This is a genomic window from Neisseria subflava, assembly GCF_005221305.1.
Classification (GTDB): domain Bacteria; phylum Pseudomonadota; class Gammaproteobacteria; order Burkholderiales; family Neisseriaceae; genus Neisseria; species Neisseria subflava.
The window spans coordinates 1,760,372-1,773,620 of record NZ_CP039887.1 but is presented as its reverse complement, the minus strand read 5'-3'; the positions used below and the strand labels follow the sequence as shown (position 1 = coordinate 1,773,620).

13 protein-coding genes and 1 tRNA gene are annotated in these 13,249 nt (G+C 51.0%); 4 read left to right on the top strand and 10 right to left on the bottom strand.

Going from position 1 to position 13,249, the window contains the following annotated elements:
- Positions 1 to 149 precede the first annotated feature (149 nt).
- From lysS to FAH66_RS08615, 3 genes are all read right to left on the bottom strand, one after another.
- Positions 150 to 1,661 carry a lysine--tRNA ligase gene (gene lysS, locus FAH66_RS08625; RefSeq protein ID WP_137041325.1) on the bottom strand — a complete coding sequence of 504 codons (1,512 nt, stop codon included), beginning with the start codon at positions 1,659 to 1,661 and terminating at the stop codon, positions 150 to 152.
- Between the two features lie 179 nt (positions 1,662 to 1,840).
- Positions 1,841 to 3,283 carry an aldehyde dehydrogenase gene (gene aldA, locus FAH66_RS08620; RefSeq protein WP_137041324.1) on the bottom strand — a complete coding sequence of 481 codons (1,443 nt, stop codon included), beginning with the start codon at positions 3,281 to 3,283 and terminating at the stop codon, positions 1,841 to 1,843.
- A gap of 301 nt (positions 3,284 to 3,584) precedes the next feature.
- Positions 3,585 to 3,660: transfer RNA gene (locus tag FAH66_RS08615), tRNA-Lys, on the bottom strand.
- Positions 3,661 to 3,842: 182 nt separating this feature from the next.
- Between FAH66_RS08615 and FAH66_RS08610 the strand changes: the two genes are divergently transcribed.
- The gene (locus FAH66_RS08610; RefSeq protein ID WP_137041323.1) at positions 3,843 to 4,253 is read left to right on the top strand and encodes an Ag473 family lipoprotein; all 411 of its coding nucleotides are present in this window, start codon (positions 3,843 to 3,845) and stop codon (positions 4,251 to 4,253) included.
- Between the two features lie 63 nt (positions 4,254 to 4,316).
- Here the strand turns inward: FAH66_RS08610 and FAH66_RS08605 are convergent, their stop codons facing one another.
- Both FAH66_RS08605 and FAH66_RS08600 read right to left on the bottom strand, forming a co-directional pair.
- Entirely contained in the window at positions 4,317 to 5,291 is a 975-nt protein-coding gene (locus FAH66_RS08605) for a TerC family protein (RefSeq protein ID WP_063069253.1), read from the bottom strand.
- 33 nt (positions 5,292 to 5,324) lie between these two features.
- Entirely contained in the window at positions 5,325 to 5,774 is a 450-nt protein-coding gene (locus tag FAH66_RS08600; protein WP_049329308.1) for a CopD family copper resistance protein, read from the bottom strand.
- A gap of 254 nt (positions 5,775 to 6,028) precedes the next feature.
- On the opposite strand from FAH66_RS08600, the gene FAH66_RS08595 reads away from it, so the two are divergent.
- A complete protein-coding gene (locus FAH66_RS08595) occupies positions 6,029 to 6,241 on the top strand; it encodes a glycine zipper 2TM domain-containing protein (RefSeq protein WP_003684747.1) in 213 nt (70 codons plus the stop codon).
- A 63-nt stretch (positions 6,242 to 6,304) separates the two neighbouring features.
- On the opposite strand, the gene FAH66_RS08590 is transcribed toward FAH66_RS08595, so the two are convergent.
- The 5 genes from FAH66_RS08590 to FAH66_RS08570 form a co-directional block, all read right to left on the bottom strand.
- Positions 6,305 to 7,225, bottom strand: coding sequence for a hydrogen peroxide-inducible genes activator (locus tag FAH66_RS08590; RefSeq protein WP_003680626.1), 921 nt, complete (start codon positions 7,223 to 7,225; stop codon positions 6,305 to 6,307).
- Between the two features lie 3 nt (positions 7,226 to 7,228).
- Positions 7,229 to 7,492, bottom strand: coding sequence for a cell division topological specificity factor MinE (gene minE / locus FAH66_RS08585; protein ID WP_003680625.1), 264 nt, complete (start codon positions 7,490 to 7,492; stop codon positions 7,229 to 7,231).
- A gap of 3 nt (positions 7,493 to 7,495) precedes the next feature.
- Positions 7,496 to 8,311: a septum site-determining protein MinD gene (gene minD, locus FAH66_RS08580; protein WP_070749750.1), complete on the bottom strand. Its 816-nt coding sequence runs from the start codon at positions 8,309 to 8,311 to the stop codon at positions 7,496 to 7,498.
- Positions 8,312 to 8,337: 26 nt separating this feature from the next.
- Entirely contained in the window at positions 8,338 to 9,057 is a 720-nt protein-coding gene (gene minC / locus FAH66_RS08575) for a septum site-determining protein MinC (protein ID WP_063076223.1), read from the bottom strand.
- A 147-nt stretch (positions 9,058 to 9,204) separates the two neighbouring features.
- Positions 9,205 to 10,440: an FAD-binding domain-containing protein gene (locus tag FAH66_RS08570; RefSeq protein WP_244284931.1), complete on the bottom strand. Its 1,236-nt coding sequence runs from the start codon at positions 10,438 to 10,440 to the stop codon at positions 9,205 to 9,207.
- Positions 10,441 to 10,565: 125 nt separating this feature from the next.
- On the opposite strand from FAH66_RS08570, the gene FAH66_RS08565 reads away from it, so the two are divergent.
- Entirely contained in the window at positions 10,566 to 11,423 is an 858-nt protein-coding gene (locus FAH66_RS08565; RefSeq protein ID WP_137041321.1) for an ATP-grasp domain-containing protein, read from the top strand.
- A 370-nt stretch (positions 11,424 to 11,793) separates the two neighbouring features.
- Positions 11,794 to 13,185: an alanine/glycine:cation symporter family protein gene (locus FAH66_RS08560; RefSeq protein WP_070608402.1), complete on the top strand. Its 1,392-nt coding sequence runs from the start codon at positions 11,794 to 11,796 to the stop codon at positions 13,183 to 13,185.
- Positions 13,186 to 13,249 lie beyond the last annotated feature (64 nt).

The window sequence follows — 13,249 nt, the reverse complement described above, 5'->3', positions numbered from 1 at the left end:
TTATATTATCTTTCTGATTATCATGTAATTTTATTATTATGGTGTAAAGAATCTATCGATTTTAATTTTTCCGTTTTACATATTTGAACAAAAAGGACGTCTGAAAACAGAGTCTTGTTTTCAGACGGCCTCGATTTTATTTCAATGTATTATTCGGGACGCATTTGCGGGAACAAAATCACGTCGCGGATGGTTTGCGAATCGGTCAGCAGCATTACCAAGCGGTCGATGCCGATGCCGCAACCGCCTGTCGGCGGCAGGCCAAATTCCATCGCGCGGATGTAGTCGGCATCGTAGTGCATGGCTTCGTCGTCGCCCGCATCTTTTTGCGCCACTTGCGATTTGAAGCGTTCGGCTTGGTCTTCGGGGTCGTTCAACTCGGAATAGCCGTTTGCCAGCTCGCGGCCGACAACGAACAATTCGAAACGTTCGGTCAGACCTTGTTTCGTATCCGAAGCGCGTGCCAATGGCGACACTTCGACAGGGTAGTCGATGATGAAAGTCGGGTTCCACAGTTTACCCTCGGCGCAACCTTCAAACAAGGCAAGCTGCAGGCTGCCGATGCCCGGAGAAGGAGGCAGGCTTTCGCCATGTTTGACGATTTCTGTTTTCAGCCATTCTTCATCGTTCAACTGCTCGTCGGTGTAGTGCGGATTGTATTTTTTGATGGCGCCGAGAATAGTCAGGCGTTCAAACGGGCTTTCCAAATCGACTTCTTTGCCGTTGTAGCTGATTTTCGCCGTGCCGTTTACCGCGCGGGAAGCGTTGCGGATGATGTCTTCCGCCATTTGCATCATGCGTTCATAGTCGGAGAAGGCTTCGTAGAATTCGATCATGGTGAATTCAGGGTTGTGGCGTACGGACATGCCTTCGTTACGGAAGCTGCGGTTGATTTCAAACACGCGTTCCAAACCGCCGACAACCAAGCGTTTCAGATACAGTTCGGGAGCGATGCGCAGGTAGAGCGGAATGTCCAAGGCATTGTGGTGGGTAACAAAAGGTTTCGCTGTCGCGCCGCCCGGAATCGGGTGCATCATTGGGGTTTCAACTTCGAGATAATGCTCGTTAACCATGAAATTACGCACGGATTGGATGATTTGGCTGCGTTTGATGAAGGTATTACGCGACTCTTCGTTGGCAATCAAATCGACGTAGCGTTGACGGTATTTGGTTTCCTGATCGCTCAAACCTTTGTGTTTGTCCGGCAGAGGGCGCAGGGATTTGGACAGCAGGCGGATGTTGGACACGCGCACGGTCAATTCGCCGTGGTTGGTTTTGAACAAAGTACCTTCCGTGCCGACGATGTCGCCCAAGTCCCAGTGGTTGAAGTCGTCCAAAACTTCTTGGCTCACGCCTTTGTTGTTCAAATAAAGCTGGATTTGACCGGTAACGTCTTGAATGGTGGCGAAGCTGGCTTTGCCCATTTGACGTTTGAGCATCATACGGCCGGCAACTTTGACGGGAATGCCTTGCGGGTCGAGTTCTTCTTTGCTGATTTCACCGTATTGGGTGTGCAGGTCGGCGGCAAAGCTGTCGCGTTTGAAATCGTTAGGGTAGGCGTTGCGTTCTTTGCGGATGTTGTGCAGTTTCTCGCGGCGCAGGGCGATGATTTGGTTTTCGTCCAACTGCGGCTCGATTTGCGGATTGTTTTGTTCGCTCATGGTGTTTTCCGGAAAAATGAGTCAGGCTGCCGGAGTTTTCAGACGGCCTGAATAAAGTGAAAAATTGGCTCTATTTTACGCGATGTCGGTGTTTTTTTCTATAAAGGCAGAAAGGCCGTCTGAAACCTGAAAAATCGGTTTCAGACGGCCTTTTGTTTCATGAAGGGCAGTATCGGCAGTTAGATATCGGTTTCCAAATAAACGACTTGGGTTTGCAGATATTCTTCCAAACCGTGTTTGCCGTCCGCCCCGCCGATGCCGGATTTTTTCCAGCCCGCGTGGAAGCCCTGCATGGCTTCGAAGTTTTCGCGGTTGATGTAGGTTTCGCCGAATTGCAGGCGGCGGGTGACGTAGAAGGCTTCGTTCAGGTTGGTGGTGTAAACGGAGCTGGTCAGACCGAATTCGCAGTCGTTTGCCAAGGCGATGACTTGGTCGAGCGTGTCGAAAGTGGAAACAGGCAGGACGGGGCCGAAGGTTTCTTCCTTCATAATGTCCATGTTGTTGTCGGTGTAGGTCAGCAGGGTCGGCTCGAAGAAATAGCCGCGTCCTTCGGCGCGTTTGCCGCCGCAGACCAGCGTCGCACCTTGTTTGATGGCGCGTTCCACTTTTTCGGCAACGGCGTTGACGGCGCGCTCTTCAATCAGCGGGCCCATTTCCAGCGCGCCTGCTTCGGCTTCGGCAGGGTTGCCGTAGCGCACGCCTTTCATGGCGGCGGTCATTTTTTCGATAAACGCGTCTTTCAGGCTGTTGTGGACGTACACGCGTTCGGCGCAGTTACAGATTTGGCCGGTATTTCCCACGCGTGAAGCCAAGATGGATTTGACGGCCAGATCCAAGTCGGCATCTTTCAGAACGATGGCAGGGGCTTTGCCGCCGAGTTCCAGCGAAACTTTGGTGATGTTGGCGGAAGCGGCTTCCATCACTTGGCGGCCCGCTTCGACGGAGCCGGTCAGGCTGACCATATCGACTTGCGGATGGGCGGACAGGGCATTGCCGATTTCCGCACCCGGACCGTTCACCACGTTGAACACGCCTGCGGGCAGTCCGACCGCATCGACGATTTCGGCGAAGATGTGGCAGTTGATCGGGGTCACGCTGCTGGGTTTGACGACGATGGTGTTGCCCGTTACCAAAGCGGGACCCATTTTGCGGGCAATCAGGAAGAAGGGGAAGTTCCACGGCAAAATGCCGGCGATTACGCCCAAAGGACGTTTGAACAATAAAATATTTTCGCGCGGGCGGTCGCTTTGGATGATTTCACCTTCATAACGGCGCGCCCATTCGGCTTGGTAGTCGAGATAATCGGCAGTGAACATGACTTCTATGCGTGCCAAATCTTTGGTTTTGCCGCCTTCGGCGACAATGGTGTCGGTCAGCTCGTCGGCGCGTTCGCGGATGCCTTGGGCAATTTTGCGCAGGTATGCGCCGCGTTCAACGGCAGGCAAACGCTCCCATGCAGTTTGTGCATCTCTGGCCGCAGCAACGGCACGATCAACATCGGCTTTTCCGCCTTTAGGCTCACGTGCGATGACTTCTTCGGTTGCCGGATTCAATACATCACGCCATGTGCCGTTAAAGTCGGTTTCAAAGCGGCCGTTGATATACATAGACAGTTGTTTCATCAAACCTTCTCCTGTTGTTGTAGTTGGATGTAGTTTTAGTCTATGCCTAAATTGTCTGGCATACAAGAGGATTTGGCATGGGTTGATGATAGGTGTTTGGAAGTTTTTAGAAAAAGGTGATGGGTGGAGAGTTGGGTTTGATTGATTCAAGAGGTTTGTGATGCTTTGAGTTACATCTATAACAGCATTGTGGCAAAGCTCGAATATTATTGATGTTGATAATAAGGGAGGTATCAAGTGAAGAAAGGCTTGATGGAGAATATAAAAAAAACCTGCTTTTTTCAAAGCAGGTTTTCATATTTGGTGGGTCGTGAGCGATTCGAACGCTCGACCAACGGATTAAAAGTCCGCTGCTCTACCGACTGAGCTAACGACCCGATAATCTGTGTATTATAGGGAGCTTGTTTCTTTTCGTCAACTGTTTTTTTGAAATTTTTTTCAAAAAACGTAAACCGGCTGTTATTTGGCGTTAATTCTCCCGTTTTCGAGTATTAATTATGTTATGATTTTCTAATCTGTCAGTTCTGATGGATATTTTTTAGACCAAAGGATATACAACATGAAAAAATTATTGATTGCTGCGATGATGGTGGCTGGTTTGGCTGCTTGTTCTCAAGAGGCGAAACAGGAAACTCAAGAAGCGGCTTCTGCCGTTGCTTCTGATGTGAACGCTGCTGCTTCCGAAGCTAAAGGCGCTGCTGAACAGGCTGTTTCTGACGCTAAAGAAGCCGGTGCCGAAGCGAAGGAAACTGCGGAGAAAGCAATTTCCGATGCTAAAGAAACTACCGGTAAAGCCATCGATGGTGCTAAAGAAGCCAGCGACAAAGCCTTGGACGATGCAAAAGCTGCTGTGGGTGAAGCTAAAGATGCTGCCAAAGATGCGGCTAAAGATGCGGCTAAAGATGCTTTGGGTAAAGCAGCCGATGCGACTCAAGAAGCTGCCGACAAATTGAAAGACGCTGCTAAATAAGCTGGTGTTTGATATTTGAAAAGGCCGTCTGAAATGTTCAGACGGCCTTTTTATATTGGCAGATTATTTTTTCTCTTGCTGACGCGTGTACACCAAAGAAGTCAGGATGGACGCGCCCAGTGCGCCGAAGACGACGGACAGGGAAATGGAAATCGGGATATGTACCCAGTGCATAATCAGCATCTTAATACCGATAAAGCTCAATACGAAAGCCAAGCCGTATTTGAGGAAAATAAAGCGTTCGGCAAAGTCTGCCAGTAAGAAGTACATGGCACGCAGTCCCAAGATGGCAAAAATGTTGGAGGTGAGGACGATGAAAGGGTCGGTGGTTACGGCAAAAATAGCGGGGATGCTGTCCACGGCGAAGATGACGTCGCTCAATTCGATCATAATTAATACCAGTAAAAGCGGCGTAGCGATGCGTTTGCCGTTTTCGATGGTAAAGAATTTTTCACCGTCAAACTGTTGGCTGGTCGGGATGACTTTTTTGAGTAGGGTCAGGATCTTGTTTTGGGAAAGGTCTTCTTCAGCTTCGGCTTCGGGCTTCATCATATGAATGCCGGTGTATAAGAGGAACGCGCCGAAGAGGTACAAAATCCATTCAAATTGTTGTACCAAGGCGGCGCCGATGAAGATCATGATGGCGCGCAGGACGATGGCACCGAATACGCCATAGAGCAAGACGCGGTGTTGGAATTTGGGTTCGACTTTGAAGTAGCCGAAAATCATCAGGAAAACGAATATGTTATCGACGGCAAGGGATTTTTCGAGTACATAGCCGGTGAAGAATTCGAGGACTTTTTCTTTGGCGACAACGGCCCCGTAAGTCGGGTTGCCCGCCAGTTCAAAATAGAGCCAGCCTGCAAATGCGCAGGATACGGCCACCCAAATGCCGCTCCAAGCTAGGGCTTCTTTGATGCTGACTTTGTGGGCGCCGTTTTTTTTCAGCGATACCATATCGATGGCGATCATGATTAAGACGGCGATAAAGAAGATGCCGTAAAACATCGGCGAGCCGACGGACGGGTATTGGGTCATAAAAAATCCTTGTGTGTGGGGTATGGGTAAGGTTTACCAAGACAGGTAGAACATCGCCTTGGCAAAAAAGACGATAAACAGCATATGGCTGAATACAACGGCGTGTATGTATTTCGACCAGCCGACGGTGAGGGTGTGTCGGGCCATTTTGACAACAGCGATGGCAAAATGCACCAAAACGCTTACTGCCAACAGGATTTTGATGCTCAACATAATGCTGAAGGCGCTGTCGAGAGGATGGTGCAGCGTTGGCAGATAACGGTTGTACACCATGACGATGCCGCTGATAAAAAGGGTGATGACGACAATCGGCATCACGCGGACGGCACGATGGGACATGGCACGTTCGACTTCGCGGCGCGATTCACGCGAAACGCGGCCGGTGTGCAAAACGGAGAGAACCAGCATTTCGAAAAATACGCCGCCGACAAAGGCAATCGCGCAATAAACGTGGATGATGTGTGCCAGTGCGTAGGTACTCATGACGGGTGTTTCCGGTAGTTCAGACAAGTCGTCATTGTATCACTACCGAATGCGGTTGATATATGCGCAATTTTATGCCAAATATATTAAATTTTATAAATATTCTATTGGAATTGCCGTTAATTTTTGAAGTTAACCGTTCATCAAAAGCATTATCTTAGTTTAATCTGTCTTTACTTATCAGAAAATATATTAATGAAATGTTGTGCCATACTGTTCTATATACAGCTTAACCCCTGATGGAGAATCAAACCATGAAGAAAACTTTTGCAAAAACTGTGACCTTGATCATGCTGGCTGCCTCTTTGGGTGCATGTGCCAATATGACTCAAACCCAACGCAACACTGCTGCTGGTGCGGTATTGGGTGGCGTGGCAGGTAACTTGATTGGTGGCGATACCGGCTCTACCTTGGGTGGTGCGGCTTTGGGTGGCGTTATCGGCAGTCAAGTTCATACTCGCTACTAATCCTTTATTCGGTTAAAAATAAAAAGGCCGTCTGAATGTTCAGACGGCCTTTTGTTTTGCGGTTCATTCGTTGACGAAGGTTACACCGGTCAGTTGCGATTGCAAAATGGCAGTACGCAAAGCAGTCAGTGCTTTCGGACGGACAAAGTTGCGGCGATAGGCCAAAACGACACGGCGGTGCGGCGCATTGCCTTCAAACGGGATAATGCTGAAAAGCATATGGTCGTTTTCGGTCAATGCGGTAGCAGGCATGACGCTGATGGCCAAACCGCTGGCAACCATGTGGCGGATGGTGTTGATGGAGCTGCCTTGCAGGGTATTGGTCAAACCTTGGATTTTCTGTTTGGAGGCCAATTCGGAACAGCTTGCCAACACTTGGTCGCGCATACAGTTGCCTTCGGACAGCAGCAACACTTGTTCTTCGCTCAAAAGCTGAGGTGTAACGGCATCAAGTTCTTCAAAGTGATGGCCTTTGGGAACAATGACGAAGAAAGGTTCGTCATACAGAGGCTCGGTTACGATGCCCGGCTCTTGGAACGGTTCGGCAACGACGATTGCATCGACATCGCCACGTTTGAGCGACTCGGTCAGGATGTGGGTATAGTTCTCTTCCAGCATCAGCGGCATTTTCGGCGCGGTTTCACGCAGCGCGGTAATGAGCTTGGGCAGAAGGTAGGGGGCAACGGTGAAAATCAGGCCGAGTTTGAACGCGCCTTCCAATTCGTTTTGCTCTTCATTGGCAAGGTGCTTGATGAGTTCCGCTTCTTCCAGAACCCGGCGGGCTTGGGCGACAATGCGCTCTCCCGCTTCGGTCGTGATGATATCGTTGCTGCTACGGTCGAACAGGGATACCGACAGCTCTTCCTCCAGCTTTTTGATGGCGATGGAGAGGGTGGGCTGGCTGACAAAGCAGCGTCGTGCGGCACGTCCGAAGTGACGTTCTTGTGCGACGGCTACGATGTAACGCAATTCGGTCAAGGTCATGTGTTAAGCCTTTTTTTGTTCCGGCAGGGTGATGTTCAGCTCAAGAACGTCCAAGCCGTCTTGTTTCTCTTGGGAGATGCGGATGTCGTCCAATGATACGTTGACGTATTTGGACAGGACTTCCAACAACTCTTTACGCAGGGTCGGCAGATAGTCCGGAGCTTGGCCTTCTTGTGCGCGTTCTTGCGCGATGATGATTTGCAGGCGGTCGCGCGCGACTGTGGCGGTTTTCGGCTTTCTGCCGAACAGCATATCGAGCAGTGACATGTATTAACCTCCGAACAGTCGTTTTAAGAAGCTTTTCTTCTCAGTTTCGAGGAAACGCATTTCGCGGTTTTCACCCAAGAGGCGGGCGATAACGTCTTTGTAGGCTTCTGCTGCTGCGGCATTGTCTTGGTGGATAACAGGTTCGCCGGCGTTGGAAGCTTGCAGAACGTTTTGTGATTCGGGAATCACACCGATCAACGGAATACGCAAGATGTCGCAGATGTCTTGTACAGACAGCATTTCACCCTTGGCTACGCGCTCAGGGGAGTAGCGGGTAATCAGCAGGTGCTCTTTAACAGTGCCGCCTTGTTCGGCTTTGCGGGATTTGCTTTGCAAAATGCCCAGGATGCGGTCGGAGTCGCGGACGCTGGATACTTCCGGATTGGTGGTAATGATGGCTTCGTCGGCAAAGTAGAGTGCCATCAGTGCGCCTTGTTCGATACCGGCAGGGGAGTCGCAGATGATGAATTCAAAGCCCATTTTTTCGCTGGCCAGCTCTTTCATCACGTTGTCTACGCCTTCGCGGGTCAGCGCGTCTTTATCGCGGGTTTGCGATGCAGGCAGGATGTAGAGGTTTTCGCAGTTTTTGTCTTTAATAAGGGCTTGGTTGAGAGTCGCTTCGCCGTGGATAACGTTGATGAGGTCGTATACGACGCGGCGTTCGCAACCCATAATCAGGTCAAGGTTGCGCAAACCGACGTCGAAGTCGATTACGGCAGTTTTGTGGCCGCGCAGGGCCAGGCCGGTTGCGATGCTGGCGCTGGTAGTGGTCTTGCCTACGCCGCCTTTACCTGAAGTTACTACGATGATTTTGGACACGATATTTCCTTTTTAAGTACTGATGTTTATTCGGCGTCGATTGCGCTGATAACCAGTCGGTTGTCTTGCAATGATACTTGTACGGGTTTTTTGTGCAGATGCTCGGGCAGGTCTTGCTCGAAGTTGCGGTAGATACCGGCAACGGAGACTAATTCGGCCTGCATGGAATGAATAAAGATGCGCGCGTTGGTATTGCCTTTGGCACCGGCCAACGCTCTGCCGCGCATGGGGGCATAAATATGGATGTTGCCGTCGGCGATAAGTTCCGCACCTTGGCTGACGATGCCGGTAACGATGAGGTCGCCGTTTTCAGCGTAAACCTGCTGGCCGGTACGCACGGGCGTGCTGACCAATACAGTCGGATTGTTGATAACGGTGGCTTGTACGTCTTGCGGCTGCGGTGCTTGGCGGGGGGCAGGCGCTGCCTGTGTGTCGGCTGCCTGGGTGGAGTTGCCTTGTTTGAATACCAAGTGGTAACGCGCCGCTGCTGCCGCCCATGTGTCGCTGGTGTGGTGCAGCCCTAAGATTTGCATACCGTAACGGGCAAACAGGGAAATCATGCCGCCCAAATCGATGGATTCGGGGTGGTCGAAATCTTGTACGTCTAAAATGAAGGGAACGAATTCGTCTTGGGATTGGCCTGCCAGTTGGCGCAGGAATTCTTCCAATTCGGTTAAATCTGCGGTGTGCAGATGGATGGATAAGACGTCCAAACGTGACGTTTTTATGTCGAATGCGGGTTTCATTGTAATGAAATAATAAAATTTTTTAATGACGTAAGTTTACCGTGTAAATCTTGGCTATTCAATCTGTTTGACCATCTGAAACCAAAATATTTTGTTTGAACGTTTTTCAACTGTATTTAGTGTGGTTTTTTGGTGTGAATGCAGGTTTCAGACGGCCTTGGGAAAGGGGTAGCCGTGTGTGTCGATGTCATCGGCGGCGGCCCACGGCGTGTGGATGAGGGTGGACGGTAGGTGCGCCAATTCGGGGACGTAACTGCGGATGTAGCTGCCGTCGGGATCGATTTGATGCGAACGGTGGGCATAGCGGACGGTGGCCGTGTCTTGTGCGGCGAGGTGCCAGTTGGCTTGGTTGATCGCGGGGTCGGTGCCGGTTTGGACGGAGGCTGTCCACGCGATGCCTTGGTTGGGGTCGAAGTTGAGCGCATGGCAGAAATAGTGGGCACACAGCTGCTGGAGAACGGGGTGTAAGTGGCCGGTGGCTTCGAGGCCGCGGATGGAGGCATCGATGATGGGCACGCCGGTTTGGCCGTGTCGCCAGTATTCGCGTACCGGGGCGGCATCGGTTGTTTCGGGCAGGCGGCGGTGGTAGGCGAGCTGGTAGCAGTAGTCGCGGAAAATAAGTTTGTCCAGCCACTCGAAATGTCGGTTTGCCAAGCTTTCGGCGGCCAGCAGGCGCGGTGAAATGCAGCCTGCGGACAGGTAGGCATTGAGGAGGCTGGTGTTTTTTCGTACAGGAAAGTTTTGGGTAATCGGGTAGTGAACCAAATTCTGTTTGAACGCGTGCCATTGCGTTAAGGCTGCGGTTTCGCCGCCCTGTTGATAGGCAGGCAATACCGCGCCGGTATGGGCTGGAAACAGCGGAACGTTTTGTCTGGTTTGAACAGGCAATTCGGTTTCAGACGGCCTTTGTCCTGAATAAGCTTGCAACCATGCTTGTTTATAGGCGGCAAAATCGGTGTAGGGCAGGCCGTTGGCATCCATAAGGGGGAATTTGGCCAAAATGCCGCGGTCGTTGGTGTGTTGCAAGGCAATGCCTGCCCGGTCGAAATTGTGCCAGAGGTGGTTGTCTTGGCGGATTTCGGCTTCGGTGTAGGCTTCGTCTGTGATGACGGTATGGGCATTGAGCGCAGCAGCCAAGGGGAGGAGGTCTTCGTCGGAGGCGACGACATATAAAGGAATATGGTGCGCCACCAGACGGGTATGCAGTTCTTGCGCGGCTTGATAATGGAACAGGCTTTGACGCGGATTGTGGTTTTCAGACGGCCTTTGACTGACCCAGACGCAGGTGATGGGCAAACCGCTTGCAACGGCGGCATTAAGCGCGGCATTGTCGTGCAGGCGGAGGTTGCGGCGGAACCAGACAAGGACGTGAGCAGATTTCATGAGCATGTTCCGACGAAAAAGGGGAGACCATTTTATCAGAATCGGCCTCATGTATCAGGCCGTCTGAAAAATCTTTTGGTTTGATTTTGCTATATAATTTTGTTTTTAGCAATGAGGCGGCAATCATGACCGAGAAAACCGTTTTGGCACTCATTACCTGCCAAACCTATCCCGAACCATCAGACAACCTGAAAACATTGGCGGCATGCTTGGAAACCATAGGCGTGAAAACCGTATTTGATGCGTGGCAAAACCATCCGTCCGCGCCGTTTTTACTGCCTTTGTGCGCATGGGATTATACCGCCGAACCCGAAGCCTTCCGCCAATGGCTGGAGCAAGCTGAGCAGGCAGGGCAGCGTTTTATCAATCCGCCCGAGCTGATGGCTTGGAATATGGAAAAGACTTATTTGTGCGATTTAGCAGAACGCGGCGCGCGAGTGATTCCCAGCGTGTTCGTTCCGCCGCAAAAAGCCGAATTGGCCGACATCCTGAACCAACAAGGATGGACGGAAGCGGTCATCAAACCGGCATTCGGGCAGAGCGGCAAAGGCGTGGTTAAAGTTTATGCAGAAACATTGGACGTGAACATGGCGGATTATCCGCAAGGCGTGATTGTGCAACCTTATATCCGCGAAATCGAAACGGCGGGCGAAACCTCGCTGGTGTTTTTCAACGGCACATTCAACCATGCCGTGCGCCGTCAGCCGCCACACGGCGAATGGCGTGCCAACTCGGCCTATGGCGTGTCGGTGTTCGGTATCGAGCCGCCCGAGTTTGTCATCCGTGCCGCGCAAGACGTACTGGCCGCTTTGCCGCAAATGCCGGTTTACGCCCGAGTGGACGGCACATTGGTCGGCGACACCTTCCTGCTCAATGAATTGGAACTCATCGAGCCCGCCCTGTATTTGCACACCAGCGAAGGCGCGACGGAACGCTTTGCCCGAGTGTTGGCGCAGTTGCTTGGGCAACATTCATCAACCTGACTTTATCAATATAAATAGCAAGCCTCAGGCCGTCTGAAAACCATTTTTCAGACGGCCTGAGGCTTTTTTAAACAAGATTAGCGTGTTTGTATTTTTCAATAATGTGCCATTTGTCGATTGTGTCATTTTAATTGTTGCAGTCTTAATTGATGGTTGATTAACTTTCATTTGGCATTTTATCTCGGCCGCAGCCTTTATTTTTAGCGGATTGTAAACAATCTGATCGGTCTAAATAGATATCTTTTTAGGGTAAAACCTCAAAAATCTTTTTAAAAAGAAAGATATTGTCTTATTGAATATTCTGTGCTGAAATTACATGACACTACAAAAAGTAGTGCATAAAAAAATAAAACAGACAAAGGAGAAAGCCATGCAATTTTTTTTAGACAATCTCAAAGCCTTTTTCGAAACCATCAGCGGCTGGGTCTGGGGACCTATTATGTTGATGCTGCTGGTCGGTACGGGCATTTTGCTGACCGTGTTGCTGAAAGGCTTGCAGTTCACCATGTTGGGTTATGCGCTGAAACAGGCGTTTGTGCCGTCAAAGAAGCATGAAGACGGCGAAGACCACGAAGGTGATATTTCCCATTTTGCGGCGTTGATGACCGCGCTGTCCGCCACCATCGGTACGGGCAACATCGCCGGTGTGGCGACTGCGGTGGTAACCGGCGGCCCGGGCGCGGTATTTTGGATGTGGATGACCGCCATTTTCGGTATGGCCACCAAATACGGCGAGGGCGTGTTGGCGGTGAAATACCGCGTGACCAATTCCAAAGGCGAAATGTCCGGCGGCCCGATGTATTACATCGAAAAAGGCTTGGGTAAAAACTGGAAATGGATGGCCGTCGCATTTGCGCTGTTCGGCACATTCGCTTCATTCGGTATCGGCAGCTCGGTGCAGTCCAACTCGGTTGCGCAGGCAGTGCAGACCAGCTTTGGTGTTGAACCTGCCTACACCGGCGTGATATTGACCGTATTAACGGCCATTGTGCTTTTGGGCGGCATTAAGGGCATCGCCAAAGCCGCGTCCTTTATCGTGCCTGCCATGGCAGTGTTTTATGTAGTAGGCGGTATTGCCATTATCGTGATTAATTCCGATGTGCTGATGCCTGCCGTCAAACTGATTTTCTCCGATGCGTTTAGCGCACAGGCCGTGGCAGGCGGTGCCATCGGTACAGTCATCCGCTACGGCGTGGCGCGCGGGGTATTCTCCAATGAGGCAGGTATGGGTTCTGCGCCGATTGCTGCCGCCGCCGCGAAAACCGACCACCCCGTCCGTCAGGCTTTGGTTTCCATGACCGGTACTTTTTTGGATACCATCGTTGTCTGCTCGATTACCGGCATCGTGTTGGTCATGGGTCTGCTCGGCGCAGGCGGCGAGTTTGTCAAACCTGAATTGAGCGGTGCGGCGCTAACAACCGTCACTTTCCAAAAAATGCTGCCCGGCATCGGCGGCTGGATTGTGACCATCGGCCTGATTTTCTTTGCTTACTCAACCATTCTCGGCTGGTGTTATTACGGCGAGAAATGCGCGGTTTACGTTTTCGGCGAGAAGTTTGCCGGTTTGTACCGCGTCGGTTATGTTTCTTCCGTCATGCTGGGAACCGTTTTGAGCCTTGATTTGGTGTGGCTGGCTTCGGACACATTCAACGGCTTGATGGCCTTACCCAACCTGATTGCACTTTTGTTGATGGCGAAAGTTATCGTCAATGAAACACGCGACTTCAAACAAAAAATCAAAAACGGCGAATTGCCGCATTGATGTCCAAGGCCGTCTGAACATTCAGACGGCCCGATGTATATTAAGTCTGTTTTGAAAAAAGTCA